The following is a 22,790-nucleotide window of genomic DNA, read 5'->3' as shown; positions in this document are numbered from 1 at the left end:
TCCACACTCTCATTCAATGGAAAAGTCTGCCGACATTCTGATCTGGCTGGTCGTGCCGCTGTTGCTGCTCCTTCCGTTTGCCGTCCATGCCGAGACCGTGCGTTGCAAGACCGAGCTCAGGCGCTTGTGCGACAGCGCTCAGGTCTGCACGAGGACGACGGAGATCCATCCTGTCATCGAGTACATCGTTGATCTCAAGGAAGACCAGAGCTCGGCAAGAATCACGAAAATCGTCGGCGGCAAACGCATGGCCAACTGGAAGGCCATGAATGCTTCCACTTCCACAAGTACCGATCACCTGTATGCGGCGCCGGAAGCGAAGAATGGCCGATTCAGCCTGTCGAAAAATTTCGTGACGTTTTCCTATAGCGTCGCGCAGCGCATCGGCAAAGACGTGGGGGAGGCCAATGAAGTCGGCCTGTGCCTGACTGGAGCGCAGTGATTCCGACGCCTGAATCGGGCACCGGATTGGGCGCAGGAAGGGAAGCATGCGGCGGCTCGCTCGGGCATGTCTTGCGCGGCGCTCTCGAGCTCGGCCATGTTGCCGGCAGCGCGAACCATGTACGCGTGCGTAAAGACAAGACCCCCTTGCGCAGCGACAGGCCGAACAATTGGAGGCAAGGGAGGCAAACCTGGTTGCCGGTCAAGCGAAGTCCGATAGACAGCTTATGTCGGCATGCGACGCTTCAGTAATCGAATCCTGGATCACATCAATCGCCGACTGATTCAATACCACCTCGAAATGATTGCAGTCCACGTCGACGAGGCGAATGTCCTTGCGATGGCGCATTGATTCCAATGTCACCACACCGTCGTTCTGCTCGAGCATGAAAGGCGATGCGCCGGCCAGCGTGACCACGTTGGTCCAGATGCGCGGTGCATCCAGGCGGCTCGCTTCGAGGATGGGGCGGCCTGTGGGCCGGATGTCGTTCATGACGCGGCTGAAAGGCAGAAAGCAGGCAACGACATTTGCGGCTGCACTTCCGCCGTACGGCGTCGACAAGGTGACGCCGCCGACTGCGCGCTTGCCGAGGTGATGTGCCAGATGCAGCGCATGGATGCCGCCGAGCGAATGGGCAATGAAGAAGATCTCATCCTTCCCTTCCAGCTCTCGCATCATGGTCGCGTGATTGTGATAGAAGCCGGCAGCGCTGTCATATTCGAGCATGATCTCGGCATGGCCGGAAACCTGGCTACGGATATGGTTGAAGCTGCTTGCCGTAGCTCTGTTTCCATGGATGTACGCAATATTCATAGTTTCCCCTTGGTGCGGCTTGCATGTGCCGAAGTCAATGAGCAATGATGGCATCCCTATGTTGCGGGGCAACATAGGAGGATGCCGGATACCCGTGTAGGAATTCGTGTGGCGCGGCAAGTGATTCACAAGATCCATGCGGTTCGCGCGTGTATGCAGGCAGGAGCATGCAGACAGGAAAATGCCATCGGAATGCTCGGAAGAACAATTCAGCGTGGAGCGCTTTTGCAGTGCGGCGTCTGCCTGCGCAGATCGTGCCATGCATGCTTCGTTAGACGAGCGAAGACGGCCGGCGTAAATCGCCGGTCGTTAAACACGACCTGCACGGCAAAAGAGAGGAAACCCCTTGGATCGGGAAGATGCCATGACCGCCTCAGCGCCGCCGGCAAAGCTCCTGCAGTGGGTGGCAACAGTGCGAACCTCGGCAAGCTTCTTGCCTACTGTGGCTGACGTGGGGCTTTCCCGGTGTACCGGGACTGCTGGTGCTGGCAATATTCCGCGAGCGCTACAAGCTAGGGCAGGACCCTGACGATTCCTCCCGCACGGCGCCACGAAGCGGCGCGGCCTGACCGAGAGACTGAGCGCGCGTGTTCAGAACAACCCCGCGTTGGCTTGGGGTCGTCCCCGGCCTGCGCCATCGGCAAGTCCGGGCGGGAGCAGCGTAAGAGGTCGGCGCTCAATCGAAGCCATGTTGTTTCAGGATGCGTTTGCCCACGGGACCGAGCACGAACTGCACGTAACGTTCGCCCGTCGCCGAGTCTGGCCGCGCACCTATTCCATAGCTGCTCTCGACATTCAGCGCCTGCGGTATGGCCAGCACCTGAAGATGCGGCAGCGCTGCCCGCGTGCTGGCGGCATTGGTGCAATACATGATGTAGGCATCGGCGCGGTCGTCCTCGAACGCGGTCACATACGGCGGCTTCTCATTCGCAGCCGGAGCAGTCGCGCCCGACAGCCGCAGCGCCTTCGCATCCAGCAACGCATACAGTCCAGGCCTGACGCCGTCGGCCTTACGGAAGAATTGCCAGGTATAGTCGCCCATCGGATCCGACACCGGTGTCGACGTGGCCAATCGCAGCGACGGCCGTGCCAGCGCGTCGAGCAGGTTTGCTTCGCTGATGCCCGCATCCGGCCGCGCGACTACGCACAACGCATTGCGCGCAAAAACGCGCGAATCCGCCAGCAGGCCCTGGGCCTTCAGCGCATCGGTGTGAGCGATGGATGCCGATGCGAATACATCGGCACGGCGACCCGCTTCGATATCCTTGCGCAGCTTGCCCGATGGGCCGTAGGAGGCATCAACAGCGATGCCGGTCTGCTGCCGGAAGGCAGCATCGATTTCAGTGAGCGCGGCGCGCAGGCTGCCGGCTGCGAAAAGCGTGATGGATGGTGGCATCGCTTGCTGGGCAAAGGCTGCGACCGGCGCGGCAAGGGCAAGCAGGCATGCCGCAAGACGGGCCTTGCGCGACATGGGTTTCTCCTGAAGGGAAGTGGCCGGCAAGAGCGCCGGCGCGGCCATCATAGCCGCACCGCGCAAGAGTCAAAATAGGAATGCGCTTGCATACGCCGCGTTGCGTCTGGTGTCTGTGCGGGTTTGGGGCGCTGACTATGCCATGCTAAACTGCATTTTCAATATTCAATTTCGAAGAATTCCAACTTGGTGGAGGCTTTCATGGGTATGTCACCCGGCCGGAAGGCGGCAGCATCGTCAAGGCGCAATGCAGGCCCGGTGGTGAGCGCTGGCGCCCATGTCGGCAAGCGGATTTTTGTCGAGCTGAAAAAGGCAGGATATGGAGCAATGATGCGCAAGGTGGATGCCGGGTTGCCAGTTGCAGTCGTTGATGACGCGGTCGATTATCTTCATATCAGCAAGGGCGAACTGATCGACATCCTTTCCTTCAAGCCCTCCTCATTGTCGACATGGGCGAGAAAGCCGCAAGCGCTGTTGCCGCAACAGGAGTCCGACCGAATGGCTCGGGTTGCCCGCGTGACAGGAGTCGTCGAGCGTATGGTTGGCGGCCATCTGGCGGCAGTGGAATGGCTCAATACGCCTGTCCCTGCCCTTGGTTCGCGTAAGCCGATTTCACTGTTGGGAAGCGATGCGGGTGCAAAGCTGGTGGAAGAGACCCTGTTTCGTTCTCTTGCTGGCGTCTACGCATGACCCGGTCCATATGGCGCATGGGCGCCGCCGTTGGACATTACCGGGCGGATGATCTGTCTGGCGCGGCCGCGGCCAGGGTCGGCGGCCGCTATAACAGCATCGGCACCGCAGTGGTGTATGCCTCAGCGAATGCCGCGTTGACCGTGCTCGAAACCCTGGTTCATTTATCAGGTAGCGCCAGAACGCGAACGGGCAACCGATACCTGATCGAGATCGCTGTGCCGGACGCGGTGTTCGACGCCCGGCAGACTCTGCGCATCTCCGATCTGCGCCGGCGCGGATATCGCTTTTGGGATGCGGTTCCCTTTACCAGCAATGCACAGCGCGTCGGGGACCGATTCGTCATGGACAGCAAAGCGGTGTTGCTCGAACTGCCTTCCGCCATCCTTCCGCACAAGGATGTACCCGACGTGAATTACCTAATCAATCCGGCACATCCCGATTTTCGACAGCTCAAGATCGTGCGCTGCGAGCGGTTTGTCTACGATCCGCGGCTTTGAGACGCCTGGTCCATGCATCATTTGCGCTCAACAGCGCCGCCTTCCAGCGAAAACCCACGCAGATACGCAATCAGGTCCGCAATCCGCCTCTCATCACCGATGCCCCAGAAACGCATGCGCGTGCCGGGCACCACATCGCTCGGTCCCTTGATGAACGCGGCGAGCGTCCTCTCGTCCCAGACAATGCCGGAGCGCGTCATTGCTTCGGAATAGCGGTAATCCTTCAAACTGCCGGCGCGGCGGCCGATGAGGCCGTTAAGCTGCGGCCCGAAGCCGGAATGCGCGCGAGGGCCCACCGCATGGCAGGAAGCGCAGGCTTGAAATGCGCGGCGGCCGGCTTCGGCATCGCCGGCAGGCGCGGCGCAAACCAGCGTTGGCAGCAGGCATAGCGCTGCGAGCAGAAGACGGTTAGCGATGTTCATGAGAGCGCATGTGGCCGAAAGGGACATCGCGCGATTGTAGCGAGCAGCGTGATGACGCGCTCGGCATGGTCGGAACGCAAGCGGCGCTGCCATGGCAATGCTAGGATGCAGCCCATCCCGACGCGCCGACAACAACAAAGAGACATCCGATGCAAGCACCCACCGCCGCCGGCGCCGCTGCCGGCGATCGGGCGATCAAGCCCTGGCCGATGCTGGCCGCACTCATCGCGGGCTTCATGCTGAGCCAGGCGTACCGCACCGCGGCCGCGATGATGGCCAGCCATCTGCAGGCCGATTTCCATCTGTCCTCGGCGCAGCTCGGCACCTATGCCGGCGCGTTTCATTTCGCCTTCGGCGCGCTGCAACTGTTCATGGGCACTGGTATCGACCTGTATGGCATACGACGCACGCTGCTCGCCGTGTTTCCGCTCACGGTGGTCGGCGCGCTGCTGTCCGCGTATGCCGGCAGCTTTGGCACCGCGGTGCTGGGGCAGGCGCTGATGGGCACCGGCTGCGCACCGGCCTTCCTGGTCTGCACCGTCTTCATCACGCGCCGCTTCGCGCCCGAGCGTTTCGCCGCGGTTTCCGGAGCGGTGCTCGGCATCGGCGGCATGGGCATGCTGCTTACCGCGACGCCGCTGGCCTGGGTGGTGCAGGAATTCTCCTGGCGCACCGGCTTTCTGGTGCTGGCCGGCCTGTCGACACTGGCATGGATAGGCATCTTCGTACTCGTGCGCGACACGCCGCGCGCAGCCACGGGCAGCGCCACGGCGCAAATCACGCAAGCCCTGCGCGGCTTCGGCTCCTTGCTGGCAATGCCGCATACGTTGGGCATCATCGCGCTGGGTTCGGTCACCTATGCCTCGTTCATGAGCCTGCGCGGTCTGTGGCTCGGGCCGCTGCTGGTCGACCGCTATGGCTATTCGCTGGTGGCCAGCGGCAATGTGGCGCTGCTGGTGTCGATCGTGTCCCTGTTCGGCCCGCCGCTGTTTGGCCGGCTCGACCCGGGCGCTGCGCATCGGCGCCGCTGGATCATCGGCTTTACGCTGTTCATGGCGCTGCTGTTTGCGCTGATGGCATGGCTGCATTCGGCGCTGGCACTGCTCGGCGGGGCGGTGCTGATTGCCTTCATCTCGGGCTACATGGTGCTGCAGTATGCGGATGTGCGCGCCGCCTATCCAAGCGAACTCACCGGCCGCGCGATGGCAGCGTTCACGATGGGCATGTTCCTCGGCATCGCGCTGATGCAATGGGCCACCGGCGCGGTGGCCTCAATCGCCGCAGCCCATGGCTTTGACGCCTATGCCGCTGCGCTGTGCACGATCGCGCTGATGCTGGGGGCGGGGGCGCTGGCTTTCGTGGCGCTGCCGGCCCCGAAGAAATAGGCACTTGCTTATTTCGGCCGCGGTGGGGTTAATTCTGTGTCCGGCTGTGACAGCCGCCCTGCGCGCAATTCCTGCACTGCATGGACCACCGCGCGCGCGACATTGCGGGTTTCTTCCTGCATCGCCTCGTCGCGGTCAAGCGTTTCATGGCTGTTCGCATACGGCTCGTAATAGCCGATGAAGCGGTCCAGCCGCGCCTTCTGGCCGGCATCGATCAGTCCCATCCAGTCTAGCCAGTCCGACAGCGCGCGCCGCGTGCCTTCGATGCCGGCTACATCGCCATGCACCACCGTGCCATAGGCGCGCCCGGCCAGATGCTTCGGATACGACCATCCGGCCAGCTCCATTTCCTTGGCCTTGCTTGCATCCTTGCCCTGCGTCGATGTTGGATCCGGGTTGCCGCCGTCGGCGCAGACCAGCCTGTCTATCATCAGCTTCAGCGCGCTTGGTGATTGATACCAGTACACCGGCGTGAGCATGATCACCGCATGCGCCGACACCCATTTCTCATAGATCTCCGGCATCCAGTCATTGGTCTGGCCCAGGCTGTGGTTCGGGTAGCAGCTGCACGGCCAATGGCACAGCGGCATCGCGGTCGATGCGCAACCCTTGCACGGATGGATGTGCCAGTCGTAGTCGGAGATCAGGCGCGACAGGTCCAGCACATCGGCTTCGATACCTGCGCCTTCCACGACTTCGCGCGCGAGCTGCGTCAGGCGGAAGGTCTTGGACATCTCGCCGGGGCAGCTGCCGTCATTGCGGTCGCTGGCGCAGATCAGCAGCACCCGCGACGGCGTGGCCGCATCCTTCTGCCGCCGTTCCGCTTCAAGCAGCCGGTCGCGGTTCTCGCGCCATTCGACCGACAGATCGTAGTCGGGGTCGGCAAATCCCGGTCCGGCCTTCGCGGTGCCGGCCGGCTTCTTTTCATCGACATACATCTGCCAGGCGATGGCCTCGATCTCCGCCAGCGCGCTCTCGGCGCGGCGAAAGTCCGGATGACTGAACGAGGAATAAAAGCGCAGCTGAAATTCATTCCGATCGAGCCTGCCCGGATACTGCCCCTTGCGTACCGTGACCATTGATGCTCCTCATGTTTGCCGTGCAGCCATGCACGCGTCCTGTCGGGATAGAACTTGATCGATGGGAAAAGTTCGTAACGGCAGCAAATAAACCATTCGTGTAACGCGGTAATTCCTGCCGTGCAAATCGTGCAGCGCAGTGCGACGACGCGGCGGCACACCTGCGCCACGCCGCTGGCACGGCACCTGCATGACGAGCCGCCTTCCGGCCGCGGCCGGTCCATCATCAAACGTGCAAGGAACTCGAAATGAAAGCAGTGGTATTTCACGCCATCGGGGATATTCGTCTTGAAGATGTGCCCGATCCAACAATGCAGGAACCCACCGACGCCATCGTGCGCCTGACCGCGAGCGCCATCTGCGGCACCGATCTGCACTTCATCCGTGGCACCTTCTCGGGTATGAAGGAAGGCACCATCCTCGGCCATGAAGGCGTGGGCATCGTCGAGCAGATCGGCGCCGGCGTGCGCAACCTGAACGTGGGCGACCGCGTCGTCATTCCGTCCACCATCGCCTGCGGCATCTGCTCGTATTGCCGCGCCGGCTATTACGCGCAATGCGACAACGCCAACCCGGGCGGCCCTTCCGCCGGCACCGCGTTCTACGGCGGACCGCAGGCGGCGGGCGGCTTCAATGGCCTTCAAGCGGAAAAGGCACGCATACCGTATGCGCATGTGAACCTGATCAAGCTGCCGGATGAGGTCAGCGACGACCAGGCGATCCTGCTGTCAGACATCTTCCCGACCGCCTACTTCGGCGCCGACATGGCCGACATCAAGCCGGGGCATACGGTGGCCGTATTCGGCTGCGGCCCGGTCGGACAATTTGCGATCGCCTCGGCCAAGCTGATGAATGCCGGCCGCATCTTCGCCATTGACCATGTGCCGGACCGGCTCGAGATGGCGCGGCGTCAGGGCGCGGAAGTCATCAATTACGACGAGGAAGACCCGGTCGCCACGTTGAAGGAGTTGACCGGCGGCATAGGCGTGGATTGCGTCATCGACGCCGTCGGCGTGGATGCGGAGTGTCCGCATCACGGCCCGGCCGCGCAGCAGGCGCAGAAACAGGCGCAGCAATTCCAGCAGGAGCAGAAGCAGATCGCGCCCGAGCAGCATCCGCATGGCGACAACTGGCATCCGGGCGATGCGCCTTCGCAAGTGCATCAGTGGGCGATCGAAGCTCTGGCCAAGGCCGGCACGCTCTCCATCATCGGCGTCTATCCCCCCACCGACACTTTCTTCCCGATCGGCGCGGCAATGAACAAGAACCTGACCATACGCATGGGTAACTGCAACCATCGGAAATACATACCGCATCTGGTGGAGCTGGTGCGCAATGGCAGCTTCGATCCGCAATCGGTATTGACCAAGGTGGAGCCGATGGCAGCGGTGCTGGATGCGTACAAGGCCTTTGATACCCGCAGCCCGGGATGGATCAAGGTGGAGTTGAAGCCGGGGGCGTCGGCATAAGAGGGCGGGGGCGACATCCGTAATTGCATAGGACTTGCTTCGCCCCACCTTGCAAGGGGCCCGTGATGCGCGTAGGGCCTGCTCCGCCCACGCGGTTGTCGACTACACGCGTGGGCGGAGCAGGCCCTACAAAGGCGCGAGCCGCTTCCGCATCCACGCTCATCTCGCGCCTCCTTGATCGAATCCGAACGGCACGTCAGTAAAGGTGCATCCGCCTGAATCCTCGCCAATTGCCGCTGTCTACGCCACATCACCAACTCGCAAGGAGCCCATCATGCCCAGAGGCGATAAATCGGCCTATACCGACAAGCAGAAACGTCAGGCAGAGCACATCGAGGAAAGCTACGAGAAACGCGGCGTGCCCGAGAAGGAAGCCGAGCGCCGCGCCTGGGCCACCGAGAACAAGATTTCCGGCGGCGGCAGGAAGTCCGGCTCGGGGCGGCAGCATCACTGAAGCGCAATTATCAGGTTAATGCGGGCGTACGTTCCGGTTCCTTGCCGGAAGTCCGCCCGCGCCATTTACGCGCCACAGCGCCGGCGCCGTATAAAACTTACGAGCGGTTACACGCAGTTTTTTCAAGCCGCAATCGCTATGTGTCCTGGATGAATCGCGCAAGGGATCGTGCCGTGATTAAACAGCTTTGCGCAAACATATGAAGCGCTTGCCTTATTGGCATCTCAAGCATGGCGACTGTCCGTTGTCTGCTGAAAATGGCATGGAACTTGCCATACATCGATAGCGGCATGGAAAACGCGCCGCAGTCATGTGGATTCTTCACGCAACGGGAAGCCAGGATGAAACGATGCTTTGCGGCGCTGATCGGGGCCTGTGTCCTCGCCGGCGCGCATGCGGCGCAGAACGACGCGAGCGCCCAAGGGGACGATGGCCAATGGACCATGCCGGCGAAGGACTATGCGTCCACGCGCTATAGCAGGCTCAACGCCATCAATGCCGGCAACGTCGGCAAGCTGCAGGTCGCATGGACCTTCTCGACCGGGCTGGTCCATGGCCATGAAGCCGCGCCGCTGGTCGTGGGCGACACGATGTATATCGTCACGCCGTATCCGAACCTGCTGTATGCCATCGATCTGAAGGCTCCCGGCGGCGAACTGAAGTGGACCTACAAGCCGCATCCCGAGCGCGCCGCGCAGGGCGTGGCCTGCTGCGACGTCGTCAATCGCGGCGCGGTCTATACCGACGGCAAGATCATCTTCAATACGCTGGACGACAACACCGTCGCGGTCGATGCGCAGACCGGCAAGGAGATCTGGAAGACCAAGCTCGGCGACATCAATCTCGGCGAGACCATGACGATGGCGCCGCTGGTGGTCAAGGACAAGGTGCTGGTCGGCAACGCCGGCGGCGAAATGGGCGTGCGCGGCTGGCTCACCGCGCTTGATGTGAAGACCGGCAAGCAGGTATGGCGCGCCTACAGCACCGGCCCGGACAAGGATGTGCTGATCGGCCCGGACTTCAAGCCGCCGTATCCCAAGGATGCGGGACGTGATCTCGGCGTATCGACGTGGGCGCCCGACCAATGGAAGACCGGTGGTGGCACCGTGTGGGGCTGGATCTCCTACGATGCGCAAACCAATCTGATCTTTTACGGCACCTCGAACCCGGGCCCGTGGAATCCGGCGCAGCGTCCCGGTGACAACAAGTGGACCTCGACCATCTTCGCGCGCGACGCCGACACCGGCATGGCCAAGTGGGCGGTGCAATACAACCCGCATGACCTGCACGACTACGATGGCGTGAACGAGAACGTGCTGGTCGACCTGCCCATCAACGGCAAGACCGAAAAGGTGCTGCTGCACCCGGACCGCAACGGCTACCTGTACATGATGGACCGCGCCACCGGCCGCATCCTGTCGGCGCCGCCGTTCGAGCACAACACCGCGATACGCAGCATCGACCTGCAATCCGGCAAGCCGATATTGAACGAGGACAAGACGCCGCAGCCGGGCCGCCTTGTCAAGGACATCTGCCCGTCTTCCTCGGGCGGCAAGGATTGGCAGCCGTCGGCCTGGTCGCCGGACACGCGCCTGCTGTATGTGCCGCACAACCACCTGTGCATGGACGTGACCGCTTCCGAGACCAGCTATATCGCCGGCACGCCCTTCGTCGGCATGGAGCTGAAGTTCTACCGCGGCCCCGGTAATTACGGTGGCGCCTTCTCCGCGTGGGATCCGGTGGCCGGCAAGGCAGCCTGGTCCATCCACGAGCGCTATCCGGTATGGAGCGGCGCGCTGGCGACCGCGGGCGGCGTGGTGTTCTACGGCACGATGGACCGCTGGTTCAAGGCGGTCGATGCCAGGTCGGGCAAGGAGTTGTGGAAGTTTCGCACTGGTTCCGGCGTCATCGGCCAGCCGGTCACCTTCCGCGGGCCGGATGGAAAACAGTATGTCGCGGTGCTGGCCGGCGTCGGCGGCTGGGCCGGCGCCATCGTCGCCGGCGGCCTCGATCCGCGCGTGCCCTATGGCGCGGCCGGCTTCGTGAATGCGACGCGCGATCTGCCGAAGGAAACCGCAGCCGGCGGCACCCTGTATGTATTCGCGATCCCGGAGGCGCAATGACGAAGGCGCGCCCTCTGTGCTCGCTACTGGCCGGCATCTGCTGCGCGCTCGCTGGCTGCGCCACGCAGCAGATGCCGAAGGAGCCCGGACGAGAAGCGAATCAGCAGGCGCGGCAAGAGGATAGTCACGTCGACCAACAGGTATCGCCGCAGGCGATGCAGACACTGCGTGTCTGCGCCGACCCGAACAACCTGCCGTTCTCCAACAAAGCCGGCCAGGGTTTCGAGAACCGCCTTGCGCAACTGCTTGCCGATGCGATGGGCGCGCGCCTGGAAACCGCCTGGGCCGCGCAGCGCCGCGGCTTCATCCGCAACAACCTCAATGCCGGCCGCTGCGACGCGGTCATGGGCGTGCCGGCCGACTATGGCATGACGCTCAACACCCGGCCGTATTACCGCTCGACCTATGTCTTCGTCACCCGCGCCGATGCGCGCTGGCGGCCGCAGGGGCTGGACGATCCGGCGCTGGCGCGCTCCAGGATAGGCGTGCATGTGATCGGCAGCGACAATCCGCCGCCGGCGGTCGTGCTGGCGCGGCGCGGGCTTGTCGACAACGTCGTCGGCTACAGCATCTATGGCGACTACCGCGAGCCGAATCCGCCGTCCGCGCTGATCAACGCGGTGGCCCGCCGTGATGTCGATGTCGCCATCGCCTGGGGGCCGTTGGCCGGATATTTCGCGAAACGCGCGGCCGCGCCGCTGACGCTCACACCGATCGCACAAGAGGCGCCTGCGCTGCCGATGCAGTTCTCGATCGCCATCGGCGTGAGGAAGAACGAGCGCGCGTTGCGCGACCGGCTCGATGCGCTGCTCGAACAGAAGCGGCCCGAGATCGATGCGCTGCTGCGCGAGTACGGCGTGCCGCGCGCCGACGGCGGCGCTGCGCTTTCCGCTTCACGTTAGCCAAAGGAGCAGACGTGCAGACTAGACATTTCGCTGGCATCGCTTCCACCGCAGCCTGCGTCATCGCCTCCCTGGCCATGCCCGCCATCGCGCAGTCGCAGCAGAGCGGGCCGGGCCGGCTGCCGCGCGCGGATCAGCTCATCGCGGTGCCAGTCGGTGGCACCCATGTGCCGGCACAGAAGCAGCCGCAGACGCTGAAGAATCCGTATGAAGGCGATCCGGTCGCCATCGCCCAGGGCCGGCAACTGTTCACGTCGATGAACTGCGCCGGCTGCCATGCGCCGCAGGGCGGCGGCGCGATGGGTCCGCCTCTTTCCGACAACGAATGGATCTATGGCGGCGAGCCGGGCCAGATCTTCATGACCATCATGCAGGGCCGTCCGAACGGCATGCCTTCGTTCGCCTCTGCCTTGCCCGAGGAATCGGTGTGGAAGCTCGTCGCCTATGTGCGCACGCTGTCGCAGCAGCAGGCGCAGGAGCATCCGCAAAAGCCGATGTCGAAAGAGCCGGAACGGGAGAGCGGCAAGCCATGAAGCGCGGCATCGCTCTGATCCTGTCGTGGTTGCTTGCCGCGCCCGCGCTGGCAGATGCCGATGGGCCAATGGGCTATCTGCAGACCCATGCCCGATCGGCCGACCCGGTCACGCGCCTGAACTGGGGGCTGATCGCCATCTCGGTGCTGGTGATGGTCATCATTACCGCGCTGCTGCTGGCCGGCATGCTGCGCAAGCGTGGCCATGCGCCGCGCGATGGCAACGGCATGCCGGAGGTGATGCCCGATACCGGCGGCGCATCCTGGATCTATATCGGCACCGGCGTCAGCGGGCTGGTGCTGTTCGGCGTGGCGATCTGGGTGCTGATGGTGCTGTCCGCAGTGGCCGCGCCGGCGGGCAAGCCGGGGCTGACGATCGAGGTCGCCGGCCGCCAGTGGTGGTGGGAAGTGCGCTACCTCGGCAGCGATGTGTCGAAGACGCTCGTCACCGCCAATGAAATCCACATCCCGGTCGGCGTGCCGGTGCATGTGCGGCTGGTCGGCGGCGACGTCATTCATTCCTTCTGGATACCCAAGCTCGCCGGCAAGACCGACATGATCCCCGGCCAGACCAACACCACCTGGCTGCAGGCCGATAAGCCTGGCGTGTATCGCGGCCAATGCGGCGAATTTTGCGGCGCGCAGCATGCGCACATGGCGCTGTACGTGGTGGCGCAGGATGGGCCCGCCTTCGACGCCTGGATGCGCGCGCAGCTCGCCGATCCGCCAGTGCCAGCCGGCGGCATGGCATTGCGCGGCAGCCAGGTCTTCCTCGAGCACTGCGCCGTCTGCCACGCGGTGCGCGGCAGCCTGGCGGGCGGGCGGCTCGGACCCGATCTCACGCACCTGATGAGCCGCGCCACCATCGCCGCCGGCACGCTGCCCAACAATCTCGGCAACCTCGAAGGATGGATCGCGAACGCACAAGGGATCAAGCCGGGTTCGCGCATGCCGCCGCAAAACCTGAGCCCGGAAGATCTGCATGCCGTGACGGCCTATCTGCAAACCCTGGAGTGAACGCATCCATGTCCACCACCGAACAGCTGCAGCGCATTCCGCTCGTCGTCAGCGCGGACAATGATTCCGCGGTCGCGGAAAAGCTGGAGCGCATCTGGGAAACCGAGCCCGGCCTGCTCGGCTGGCTGGCTTCGGTCGATCACAAGGCGATCGGCCTGCGCTACCTGTTCACTTCCTTTGCCTTTCTCATCATCGGCGGCATCGAGGCGCTGATCATGCGTGTGCAGCTGGCGCGGCCCGGGGCGCACCTGCTCACGCCGGACCAGTACAACCATCTGTTCACGATGCACGGCATGACGATGATCTTCCTGTACGCGCTGCCCGTGCTGTCCGGCTTCTCGAATTACCTGTGGCCGCTGATGCTCGGCTCGCGCGACATGGCCTTTCCTCGCCTGAATGCCTTTTCCTACTGGGTCTATCTCGCTTCCGGCATCTTTCTCTACATCGCCCTGCTGCAGGGCCAGACGCCCGACGCCGGCTGGTTCAACTATGTGCCCTATACGCTGCGCAGCTATGACCCGGGCCGCGGCATCGACATCTATGCGCTCGGCATGGTCTTCCTCGGCATCTCGACCACGGTCGGCTCGATCAATTTTGTCGTCACGATGCTGCGCACCAAGGCGCCGGGCATGTCGATCAACCGCATGCCCATCATCGTCTGGGGCACGCTGACGGCCTCGGTGGGCAACATCTTCGCGGTGCCGGCGGTGAGCCTTGCCTTCTTCCTGTTGTGGACCGACCGCAATTTCGGCACCAACTTCTTCAATCCCGAGCATGGCGGCCATCCGCTGTTGTGGCAGCACCTGTTCTGGATGTTTGGCCATCCGTGGGTGTATGCGATCGTGCTGCCGGCCATGGGAATCGTCTCGGATGGCCTGCCGGTGTTCTGCCGCCGTCCGCTGGTGGGCTATACCCTGGTGGCGATGGGCACGGTGCTGACGATGTTCCTCGGCTTCGGCGTCTGGGTGCATCACATGTTCGCCACCGGCCTGCCGCCGCAATCACTGTCGTTTTTCGGCGCGGCCAGCCTGGTGATCGTGCTGCCGAGCAGCATCGCGGTGTTCTCCTGGCTGGCGACCATCTTTCTCGGCAGGCCGGTGTTCAAGACGCCGATGCTGTTCTTCTGCGGTTTCATCTTCCTGTTCACGCTCGGCGGCGTCTCCGGTTTCATGACCGCCGCGGTGCCGCTGGACTGGCAGCTCACCGATACCTATTTCGTTGTCGCGCACATGCACTATGTGCTCATCGGCATCAACTTCTTTGCGGTGATAGCCGGCATTTACATGTGGTTTCCGAAGTTCACCGGCAGGCTGATGAACGAGCGCCTCGGCAAATGGAACTTCTGGATCATGTTCATCGGCTTCAACCTCGGCTTCTTCCCGATGCACTGGCTGGGCCTGGTCGGCATGCCGCGCCGCGTCTATACCTATCCGAAGGGCATGGGCTGGGATGCGTCCAACATGGTGGCCTCGGTCGGCTCCTTCCTGTTCGCTTTCGGCATCCTGCTGTTCCTCATCAATGTCGCGTGGAGCATCAAGCGCGGCCAGCGCTGCGGCCGCGATCCCTGGGGCGCATCGACACTGGAATGGTCGATCCCATCGCCGCCGCCGCCGTACAACTTTGTCGTGATCCCGAGCATCGCGACACGGCATCCGATGTGGGAAAAGCAGATCGGCGACGCCGAGGGCGGCTCGCGCCTGAAGGAAGGCATGCTGCTCGACCATGGCCGCGAAACCATCGCCACCAATGCGCTGAACGGCGAACCGCTGGCCATCCTGAAAATGCCTGGCGACTCGCTTGCGCCGCTGCTGCTGACGCTTGTGCTGTCGGTGCTGTTCGTGGGCATGCTGTATCACTGGTGGTGGCTCGCTGGCGCGGCCACGCTGGGCTCGATGGTCGCTGGCGTGTTCTGGCTGTGGCCGCGTGAAAAACTGCTGCAGACACTGGAGGGCGGGAATGAATGACATCGTCGGCATGCCCGGTCGGCCGCTGCCCGTGGGCAGCGTCGGGCATCGGGCCTCGGGCTGGTGGGGCATGTGGACCGTGATTGCCACCGAAGCCTCGCTGTTCGCCTACCTGCTGTTTTCCTATGCCTATCTCGCGTCGCAGGCGCATGGCGGCTTCGTTCCCGAGGCGCCGAAGTTCCGGCTGGCCGGGCCCAATACCGTGCTGCTGATCGCCAGCAGCTTCGTGCTGTACTGGGGCGAGAGCGGCATCAAGAAGGGCAAGCGCGGACGCCTGATGGCAGCGCTGGCGCTGACCTTCGTGATGGGCGCGGCCTTCGTGGGCATACAGCTCATCGAATGGAAGGGCAAGACCTATGGACCTTCGACCGATGCCTATGCATCGAGTTATTTCATCACCACCGGCTTTCACATGGCGCACGTGGTCGGCGGCCTGCTGGTGATCGCCGTGCTGTTCCTGTGGGCAGCGATCGGCAAGTTCAGCCATGAGCGCCATGCCGCAGTGTCCATAGGCGCGCTGTACTGGCATTTTGTCGATGTGGTCTGGCTCGCGGTATTCGCGACCTTCTACGTCTCTCCTTACCTGACGGGGCATTATGGCTAGCGCAGAGCACACCGCCGCGGCGCAGCCGGATCGGGCCAGCGCGCCGGTCAGCATGAAAGCACTGACAATCGGCATCCTCGCCGCGCCACTGGCCTGGACCGCGCAGGAACTGGTTTCGTATGGCTTCGTCTCGAGGCTGTGCGGCGACACGAATGCCGCAGCCGTGCAGCACTTTGCCGGCGCCTCGCCGATGTTCCTGCTGATCAGCGCCATCACGCTGGTCATCGCGCTTGCCGGCACCTGGCTCGGATGGAACAACTGGCGTCGCGTACGCGATGTGCGCCGCGAATCGAACCTGGAGCCGCGTGAAATTCATGCCGAGCGCACGCGCTTCATGGCGCGCGTCGGCCTGATCTGCAATGTCGTCGCGCTATGCGCCTTTGCCTTCACGATATCGACGCTGTTCGTCGCGCCGCTATGTCCCGCCTGATCCCGCTGGCCTTCCTGTTCCTGTGCGCAGGCGCGGCACAGGCGCATGGCGGTCATGAACACGGCCATGCGGCGCTGCCCTGGACCTGGGATCCGTGGGTGGTGGTGCCGCTTGCGCTGGCCGGTATCGGCTATGCGGCCGGACTGGCGCGGCTGCTGCGCGAGAAACGCAGCGGCATGATTTCGCGCGCGCGCACACTGGCCTTCGTCGCCGGCATGGCCACGCTGGTCGCCGCGCTGCTGTCGCCGCTCGATGCACTGGCCGATGCGCTGTTCTGTGCGCACATGACACAGCATCTGCTGCTGATGATGGTCGCGCCGCCGCTGCTGGTGGTTTCGCGCCCGGTGCTGATGTGGCTGTGGGCTTTTCCGCTGCCGGCGCGGCGCCGCATCGGCCGCTGGTGGAATGCGAGCCGCTGGCATGGCGCATACGACTTCCTGATGCGGCCGGTCGTGATGTGGTCGCTGGCCACAGCCGCGCTGTGGATCTGGCATGCGCCCGGCGCCTATGACCTCGCGCTGGAGAACGGGGCGGTGCATGCGCTGGAGCATGCGTGCTTCTTTGCGACTTCGCTCGGTTTCTGGACGCTGGTTTCCGAGCCGCAGGGCCGCCATCCCGGACGTCGCGGCTTGGGCGTGGCCATCGTGATGGTCGCCACCTTCGCCATCCACAACGGCTTGCTCGGCGCGCTGCTGACCTTTGCCAACGCGCCGCTGTACCGCTATCACGCGACCGGCGCATTCGGCCTGTCGCCGCTGGAAGACCAGCAGCTCGCGGGGCTGATCATGTGGGTGCCGGCCGGCACGATACATCTGGCAACGCTGGCGGCGCTGTTCATCGGCTGGATGACGCGGGTGCAGGCCTGGCGCGTCGATGCCGGCCGCGCGCCACTGGCCAGGCAGACATGAGGGAGCGCAGAAGATGACGACAATTCCATGCAGGCAAGCGCTGGCAATGGCCGCAATGCTGATGCTAATCGCCGCACGCGCCCATGGCGCCGGGCTTTCCGACGAGGCCAAGCGCGGCCGGGTCGCGATCGAGCGGCTCGGTTGCGCCGCCTGCCACGTGATTCCGGGCGTATCGAATCCGGGCAGCCATGTCGGCCCGTCGCTGGACCGGATCGCCACGCGCGGCTATATCGGCGGCGTGCTCGCCAATACGCCGGAGAACATGATGCGCTGGCTGCGCGATCCGCCGGCTGTGGACCCGCGCACCGCGATGCCGAAAATTCCGATGACGGAGCAGGAAACCAAGGACATGAGCGCGTATCTATACACGCTGAAGTAAGGAGGCGACGACGATCGCCGCGTTGACATCGACATTGACTAGCCACGGAGGTGTACATCATGAAACAAAGAGCATTGACACTTGGCATTGTCGCACTGCTGGGCGCGACGCTGGCCCTGCCGGCGCTGGCGCAGACCGGCCAGAAGTCCAGCAGCACCGACAACAGTCCCGCGCAGAGCAAGGGCGAGGAGCGCGCCGATGCGAACAAGCACGTGGACCGCGCGCTGCAGGCAGTGCAGACGATGGAGAAGGACTTGCGCCTGAAGAAGCTGATGCAGCAGGCCAAGGGCATCTACATCATCCCGGACTATGGCCGCGCCGCGCTCGGTGTCGGCGCACAAGGCGGCGCGGGCGTGCTGCTGGTGCATCAGCAGGGCAAGTGGTCGGGCCCGGGCTTCTACAATTTCGGCGGCATCAGCCTTGGGCCGCAGGCTGGCGTCACCGCCGGGCCGGTGGCGATGCTGCTCATGGGCGACAAGGCGCTCAACATCTTCAACAGCAACAACAAGTTCTCGCTCAGCGCCGATGTGGGCCTCACCATCGCCCGCTATTCCGCGCGGGAGACCGGCACCGCGGGGCAGGGCGACATCATCATGTGGTCGGGCGAGAAGGGCGCCATGGCCGAGATGAATGTCGGCGTCACCGACGTCAATTTCGACGAGAAGGAAACGCGCGGCTATTACGGCAAGGATGTGACGGCGCAGCAGATCGTCTCGGGCGGCATGAGCGCGCCGAAAGCGCAGAAGCTGCTCGGCGCCCTGCCGAAATGAGAACCGCGAGGAGAGCGCGATGAGCGGCAATGACAAGCGTGACGACGGCCGGACCATCGTGCCCTCGCACCATCCCATGCCCGGCGTCGATGACGATGTCATCGACGTGGGCAAGCGCGATGACGGCATCCTGCCGCCGGCCGATGCGCAGAAGAAGACTGAAATCGGCTGGGATAACCGCGAGCATGATGTCGCGCATTTGCCCGAGGCGGCGGATGTGATCAAGCCGGCGGGGACGCAGAAGCGCTAGATAGTGTGCGACCGAAGGGCTGCAACGGTCACGGCAGCCCTCATTCCTTGTGCCGTGCCATGCGTCGCATCATCCACAGTGCCACACGCTGCATCAGCACCAGCGCGGCCGTGATTGTCACGGCCATGCAAAACAGCGCCAGGTTGCTGGCATCCCCGGAGCGCAGGCCAAAGCTCAGCGCAGTCGATACGCCCGGGGGATGCATCGCGTCGAGCACGATCATCATCGCGATCGATGCCACCAACGCTACCCCACCGGACAGATAGCCGGGCCCGAGCATCAGGTAGCAGGCAAGGCCGATGCAGGCCGAGCCGACTTGGGCAATCAGCAGTGTTCGCACATTGTTGACCTCGTTCTCCGGGTCGCGATAGATCAGGAAGGCGCTGGACGCCAGCGAAGCGAACAGCAGCCTCTGGCTCGACAGCGCCTCCACCAGCGCCAGCACCAGCAGCACCGTCGCGGTGGGCAGCAGCGCGAGCAGCAGCTCAGCCCTCAGCCCGAGGCGGCGCCGGCCGGCCATCGTTCGATCCGGGAATGGTGGCAACTTCGCGCTCGGCGCTCGCGCTGGCGCGCTCTTCGCGAATCTCCTTGCTCAGGAAGTAGTTGAGCGCGGTCCGTATCACGGCGATCGCGGCGAGCTTGCCGATGCGTTCCCAAGATGGCGCCACCGATGTGGATAGGATGTCGGCCGCGAGCTGCAGCTCAAGCGCCAATGTGAGATAGCGGCCGAAGGCCAGGCGTATCGGGATGAAGTTGTCGTTGGCGCGGGACAGCGCGTAGCGTATCAGCCCGACGATGACGACCAGCACGCCGGCCGCGATCACCAGCGCGCCTAGGCTTTCGACCAGCAGCCGCAGCCATTCAACATAGGACTGGATCTGCCTTTCGATATCTTCGAACAATGCGGCTCCTCCCCCATGGCGTTTGATGCTGCCATCTTAGGCCGGCGGCATGCGCTGGTTTTGCGCGTGTACGAACAGGAAGCATTTGGCGGCATAGAACTTCAGGCAGGAAAGATGGTCTTGCATATTGAGGCGGGTCGCGGCCCGCATGCAGGCATGTCATCCGCGGCATGGAGGCCAGGCAATGAACAGGATCGCAGTCGTAACCGGCGCATCGGCCGGCGTGGGACGGGCAACCGCCGTCGAGTTCGCGCGCCATGGCTGGCGCGTCGCGCTGCTCGCGCGCGGCGTCGACGGACTTGAAGGCGCGCGGCGCGATGTCGAAGCCGCCGGCGGGAAGGCGATGGCGATACCGACCGATGTCGCCGACCATGCGCAGGTCGAAGCCGCGGCCGAGCGCATCGAACGCGAATGGGGACCGATCGATGTCTGGGTCAATGACGCCATGGCCACCATCTTCTGCGAGTTTCTCGACATCGCGCCCGAGGATTTCCGCCGCGCCACCGAGGTCACCTATCTCGGCACGGTGTACGGCACGCTGGCGGCATTGAAACGCATGAAGCCGCGCAACCGCGGCGCCATCATCCAGGTGGGTTCGGCGCTGGCATATCGCTCCATCCCGCTGCAGTCGGCCTACTGTGGCGCCAAGAGCGCGATCCGCGGCTTTACCGATTCGCTGCGCTCGGAGCTGATTCATGATCGTTGCGACGTGGGACTGACCATGGTGCAGCTCTCGGCCTTCAACACGCCGCAGTTCGACTGGGGCCGCACCTGCATGCCGAATCAGCCCAAGCCGCTGGGCAAGATTTTCCAACCCGAGGTCGCCGCGCGCGGCATCTACTGGGCTGCGCAGCATCGCCGGCGCGAGCTGTGGCTCGGCTGGCCGGCGGCACAGGCCATTCTCGGCACACGCCTGATTCCCGGCCTGCTTGACCGTTACCTCGCCCGGGCGGCTTATGGCGGACAGCAATCGGACAAGCCTGTGTCGCCCGATCGGCGCGACAACCTGTATCAGCCGGTGCCTGGCGACCATGGCGCGCATGGACGCTTTGACGATCAGGCCATTCCCGATAGCGCGCAACTGCACCTTGTAACCCATCGCTGGCTGACGCTGGCGGCGGGCTTGCCGATTCTTGCATTGGGCCTGCTTGCAGCAAGGGGAAGCGCGCGGGGCAGCAAGAAGCGCGCATCGCGCCTGCTCAAGCGCTAAACCGCCATGGACCCCACTGCCCATGCCTACCCGCCGATCGCGGACTACGCGCTGATCGGCAATTGCCAGTGCGCGGCGCTGGTCTCGCGCAGCGGCTCCATCGATTGGTGCTGCATGCCGCGCATCGACGCGGACAGCTGCTTCGGCCGGCTGCTCGACTGGCGTATCGGCGGCCATTGCGCGGTGTTTCCGTCGGACCCGGACGCCCAGGCCAGTCGCCGTTATCTGCCGCACACCATGGTGCTGGAAACCCACTGGCGGACGAAGGATGGCGAAGCGCTGGTGCTGGACTATTTCGCCATGTCCACGCGCGATGAGGACCTGCGTCGGCAACAGGATCACCCGCGCCTGGTGCGGGTCATTCGCGGCATTGCAGGCCGTTGCGCGATGCGCATCGAGATATTGCCGCGCTTCGATTACGGCGCCATCACGCCGCACGTCGCCGAGCGCTGCGGCATGCTGACCGCGATCGGCAGCAATGTTGGCCTGGCGATACGCTGCGATGCGCCGCTGAAGATCGCGCATCGCAGCGACCTGTACGGCGAGTGCAGCGTGTCGGCCGGTGAAGAATGCCTGCTGTCCATCGAATACCATCCGCCGGAAGACCTGGATGATGCGGCGATGCTGGCCGCGCTGGCGGAAGGCCCGCATGAGAGCTGCCTGCAGACGACCTGCGACGCCTGGCAGGCATGGCAGGCACAGATACGCATGTCCCCGGCCTGCGATGAACAGACGCAGCGTTCCGCGCTCGTGCTCAAGTCGCTCGGCTGCGAGCGCACCGGCGCCATTGCCGCCGCGCCCACGACCTCATTGCCGGAATGGCCCGGTGGGGAGCGCAATTGGGATTACCGCTATTCCTGGGTGCGCGATTCGGTATTCACGGTGCGCGCGCTGTACGAGCTGGGCTGCCACCGTGAAGCGGACCGATTCCTTGGCTTTATCACGCGCAGCAGCGCCGGCAGCGCCGAGGAATTGCAGATCATGTACGCGGTTGACGGCAAGCGTCGGCTCACCGAGGTCGAGCTCGGTCATCTCGAAGGTTATGCTCGCAGCCGGCCAGTGCGCGTTGGCAACCTCGCCGCGGAGCAGAAGCAGGGCGATGTGTACGGCGAGGTGATGGAACTGGCCTGGGAATGGCACAGCAGGGGCCGCCCCATCGCGCCGCACTACTGGAATTTCCTGGCGGATGTCGCCAACACTGCGTGTCGCCAGTGGCAGCAGCCGGACAGCGGCATCTGGGAGCTGCGCGGCCCGCCGCGCCATCTCGTGCATTCGAAAGTCATGTGCTGGGGCGCGCTCGATCGCGCGGTGCGCCTGGCAACGGAGCAGTCGCTTCCGGGGCCGGTGGAGGAGTGGGGCCGGGAACGTGATCGTATCCGCGCGGATGTGGAAAAGAACGGGTATGACAGCAAGCGCGGCGTGTTCCTGCAGTGCTACGGCAAGCCCTGGCTGGATGCAGCGCTGTTGCTGCTGCCGCGCATCGGCTTTGTCGCGCATGACGATCCGCGCATGGTCCGCACCGTGGACGCGATCCGGCACGAACTGGATCGCAATGGCCTGCTGCTTCGCTACAACGCGCCGGATAATCTGCCCGGCTCGGAGGGCGTGTTCCTGCCTTGCACCTTCTGGCTCGCGGCGTGCCTGGCGCGGCAGGGGCGCAAGGATGAAGCCTGGGCGGCATACCGCCGCGCGTCGGCCTGCGCGAACAAGCTGGGGCTGTTTTCCGAGGAATACGACCCGGAGGGCAAGCGGATGCTAGGGAATTTTCCGCAGGCCTTGACCCATGTGTCGCAGATCATGGCGCGGCTGGCACTGGGGTAGGGACGACGCTTTCAGTAGGGCCTGGAATCTGCTTTGCCAGGTCCGAATAAAACTGGTACTCCTCCCACGCCTTCCTAGTTTCCTCTTCGTTGCCGGTTCTGGCGGTCTGCACGTAGCGCTCATTCGCTTCGATCAGGCGCCGCCTGACCTCCTGCGCCATCTCAGCCGGGGTGCGGCCTCCCGCAGAGATGGCATTCAATTCTTCATCACTGATCGCAGTCCGGATTTTCCCGTCGGGGTTTGCATTTTTCAT

The 22,790-nt window shown here is 64.0% G+C and carries 26 protein-coding genes; 19 read left to right on the top strand and 7 right to left on the bottom strand.

The genetic code is table 11. The features are described from left to right. Window positions 1–16 precede the first annotated feature (16 nt). Window positions 17–442 carry a hypothetical protein gene (locus tag JJB74_RS18465; RefSeq protein ID WP_200594220.1) on the top strand — a complete coding sequence of 142 codons (426 nt, stop codon included), beginning with the start codon at window positions 17–19 and terminating at the stop codon, window positions 440–442. A gap of 201 nt (window positions 443–643) precedes the next feature. Here the strand turns inward: JJB74_RS18465 and JJB74_RS18460 are convergent, their stop codons facing one another. Further along, a complete protein-coding gene (locus JJB74_RS18460; protein WP_200594218.1) occupies window positions 644–1,375 on the bottom strand; it encodes a hypothetical protein in 732 nt (243 codons plus the stop codon). Window positions 1,376–1,931: 556 nt separating this feature from the next. Next, on the bottom strand, window positions 1,932–2,726 hold the full coding sequence (gene modA, locus JJB74_RS18455) for a molybdate ABC transporter substrate-binding protein (RefSeq protein WP_200594216.1): 795 nt from the start codon (window positions 2,724–2,726) through the stop codon (window positions 1,932–1,934). Window positions 2,727–2,927: 201 nt separating this feature from the next. Between modA and JJB74_RS18450 the strand changes: the two genes are divergently transcribed. After that, a complete protein-coding gene (locus JJB74_RS18450) occupies window positions 2,928–3,416 on the top strand; it encodes an antitoxin Xre/MbcA/ParS toxin-binding domain-containing protein (RefSeq protein ID WP_200594214.1) in 489 nt (162 codons plus the stop codon). A 17-nt stretch (window positions 3,417–3,433) separates the two neighbouring features. Further along, on the top strand, window positions 3,434–3,916 hold the full coding sequence (locus JJB74_RS18445; protein WP_407672383.1) for an RES family NAD+ phosphorylase: 483 nt from the start codon (window positions 3,434–3,436) through the stop codon (window positions 3,914–3,916). Between the two features lie 17 nt (window positions 3,917–3,933). On the opposite strand, the gene JJB74_RS18440 is transcribed toward JJB74_RS18445, so the two are convergent. Beyond that, the gene (locus JJB74_RS18440) at window positions 3,934–4,338 is read right to left on the bottom strand and encodes a c-type cytochrome (RefSeq protein ID WP_200594210.1); all 405 of its coding nucleotides are present in this window, start codon (window positions 4,336–4,338) and stop codon (window positions 3,934–3,936) included. Between the two features lie 149 nt (window positions 4,339–4,487). Between JJB74_RS18440 and JJB74_RS18435 the strand changes: the two genes are divergently transcribed. After that, a complete protein-coding gene (locus JJB74_RS18435; RefSeq protein ID WP_234484280.1) occupies window positions 4,488–5,723 on the top strand; it encodes an MFS transporter in 1,236 nt (411 codons plus the stop codon). A gap of 8 nt (window positions 5,724–5,731) precedes the next feature. Here the strand turns inward: JJB74_RS18435 and JJB74_RS18430 are convergent, their stop codons facing one another. After that, on the bottom strand, window positions 5,732–6,802 hold the full coding sequence (locus JJB74_RS18430) for a flavodoxin family protein (protein WP_200594208.1): 1,071 nt from the start codon (window positions 6,800–6,802) through the stop codon (window positions 5,732–5,734). 248 nt (window positions 6,803–7,050) lie between these two features. Here JJB74_RS18430 and JJB74_RS18425 point away from each other — a divergent pair, with 248 nt between their 5' ends. The 13 genes from JJB74_RS18425 (at window position 7,051) to JJB74_RS18365 (ending at window position 18,604) form a co-directional block, all read left to right on the top strand. Continuing rightward, on the top strand, window positions 7,051–8,271 hold the full coding sequence (locus JJB74_RS18425) for a zinc-dependent alcohol dehydrogenase (protein ID WP_200594206.1): 1,221 nt from the start codon (window positions 7,051–7,053) through the stop codon (window positions 8,269–8,271). 274 nt (window positions 8,272–8,545) lie between these two features. Then, complete coding sequence (locus JJB74_RS18420) at window positions 8,546–8,725, top strand: hypothetical protein (protein ID WP_200594204.1); 180 nt, start codon at window positions 8,546–8,548, stop codon at window positions 8,723–8,725. Between the two features lie 341 nt (window positions 8,726–9,066). After that, entirely contained in the window at window positions 9,067–10,848 is a 1,782-nt protein-coding gene (locus JJB74_RS18415) for a methanol/ethanol family PQQ-dependent dehydrogenase (RefSeq protein ID WP_200594202.1), read from the top strand. Beyond that, complete coding sequence (locus tag JJB74_RS18410; RefSeq protein ID WP_234484279.1) at window positions 10,845–11,750, top strand: substrate-binding domain-containing protein; 906 nt, start codon at window positions 10,845–10,847, stop codon at window positions 11,748–11,750. The genes JJB74_RS18415 and JJB74_RS18410 overlap by 4 nt, the downstream gene beginning before the upstream one ends. A 14-nt stretch (window positions 11,751–11,764) precedes the next feature. Further along, complete coding sequence (locus tag JJB74_RS18405; RefSeq protein ID WP_325170139.1) at window positions 11,765–12,283, top strand: c-type cytochrome; 519 nt, start codon at window positions 11,765–11,767, stop codon at window positions 12,281–12,283. Beyond that, window positions 12,280–13,299: a cytochrome c oxidase subunit II gene (coxB, locus tag JJB74_RS18400; RefSeq protein WP_234484278.1), complete on the top strand. Its 1,020-nt coding sequence runs from the start codon at window positions 12,280–12,282 to the stop codon at window positions 13,297–13,299. Before JJB74_RS18405 ends, coxB begins: the two co-directional genes overlap by 4 nt. Before the next feature lie 8 nt (window positions 13,300–13,307). Continuing rightward, the gene (gene ctaD / locus JJB74_RS18395) at window positions 13,308–15,263 is read left to right on the top strand and encodes a cytochrome c oxidase subunit I (RefSeq protein WP_200594201.1); all 1,956 of its coding nucleotides are present in this window, start codon (window positions 13,308–13,310) and stop codon (window positions 15,261–15,263) included. Further along, complete coding sequence (locus tag JJB74_RS18390) at window positions 15,256–15,867, top strand: cytochrome c oxidase subunit 3 (protein WP_200594199.1); 612 nt, start codon at window positions 15,256–15,258, stop codon at window positions 15,865–15,867. The genes ctaD and JJB74_RS18390 overlap by 8 nt, the downstream gene beginning before the upstream one ends. A 52-nt stretch (window positions 15,868–15,919) precedes the next feature. Beyond that, on the top strand, window positions 15,920–16,297 hold the full coding sequence (locus JJB74_RS18385) for a hypothetical protein (RefSeq protein ID WP_200594197.1): 378 nt from the start codon (window positions 15,920–15,922) through the stop codon (window positions 16,295–16,297). Beyond that, entirely contained in the window at window positions 16,285–17,205 is a 921-nt protein-coding gene (locus tag JJB74_RS18380) for a cytochrome c oxidase assembly protein (protein WP_200594195.1), read from the top strand. Before JJB74_RS18385 ends, JJB74_RS18380 begins: the two co-directional genes overlap by 13 nt. Window positions 17,206–17,218: 13 nt before the next feature. Further along, window positions 17,219–17,584, top strand: coding sequence for a c-type cytochrome (locus tag JJB74_RS18375; RefSeq protein WP_200594193.1), 366 nt, complete (start codon window positions 17,219–17,221; stop codon window positions 17,582–17,584). Between the two features lie 59 nt (window positions 17,585–17,643). Beyond that, window positions 17,644–18,354: a lipid-binding SYLF domain-containing protein gene (locus tag JJB74_RS18370; RefSeq protein ID WP_200594191.1), complete on the top strand. Its 711-nt coding sequence runs from the start codon at window positions 17,644–17,646 to the stop codon at window positions 18,352–18,354. Between the two features lie 19 nt (window positions 18,355–18,373). Further along, window positions 18,374–18,604: a hypothetical protein gene (locus JJB74_RS18365; protein WP_200594189.1), complete on the top strand. Its 231-nt coding sequence runs from the start codon at window positions 18,374–18,376 to the stop codon at window positions 18,602–18,604. Window positions 18,605–18,644: 40 nt separating this feature from the next. Here the strand turns inward: JJB74_RS18365 and JJB74_RS18360 are convergent, their stop codons facing one another. Together JJB74_RS18360 and JJB74_RS18355 are read right to left on the bottom strand one after the other, a co-directional pair. Then, entirely contained in the window at window positions 18,645–19,124 is a 480-nt protein-coding gene (locus JJB74_RS18360; RefSeq protein WP_200594187.1) for an HPP family protein, read from the bottom strand. Next, window positions 19,090–19,506, bottom strand: a complete 417-nt coding sequence (locus JJB74_RS18355; protein WP_234484277.1) for a DUF1622 domain-containing protein — start codon at window positions 19,504–19,506, stop codon at window positions 19,090–19,092. Before JJB74_RS18355 ends, JJB74_RS18360 begins: the two co-directional genes overlap by 35 nt. 184 nt (window positions 19,507–19,690) lie before the next feature. Between JJB74_RS18355 and JJB74_RS18350 the strand changes: the two genes are divergently transcribed. Further along, on the top strand, window positions 19,691–20,716 hold the full coding sequence (locus tag JJB74_RS18350) for an SDR family oxidoreductase (RefSeq protein WP_200594185.1): 1,026 nt from the start codon (window positions 19,691–19,693) through the stop codon (window positions 20,714–20,716). Between the two features lie 6 nt (window positions 20,717–20,722). Further along, window positions 20,723–22,537, top strand: a complete 1,815-nt coding sequence (locus JJB74_RS18345; RefSeq protein ID WP_200594183.1) for a glycoside hydrolase family 15 protein — start codon at window positions 20,723–20,725, stop codon at window positions 22,535–22,537. On the opposite strand, the gene JJB74_RS18340 is transcribed toward JJB74_RS18345, so the two are convergent. After that, a complete protein-coding gene (locus JJB74_RS18340; RefSeq protein ID WP_200594181.1) occupies window positions 22,512–22,790 on the bottom strand; it encodes a hypothetical protein in 279 nt (92 codons plus the stop codon). The genes JJB74_RS18345 and JJB74_RS18340 overlap by 26 nt on opposite strands.

Origin of the sequence: Noviherbaspirillum pedocola (genome assembly GCF_016632335.1) — a bacterium.
Taxonomy (GTDB): domain Bacteria; phylum Pseudomonadota; class Gammaproteobacteria; order Burkholderiales; family Burkholderiaceae_D; genus Noviherbaspirillum_A; species Noviherbaspirillum_A pedocola.
The sequence above is the reverse complement of the archived record's forward strand: the minus strand, read 5'-3'. Positions and strand labels throughout refer to the sequence as shown.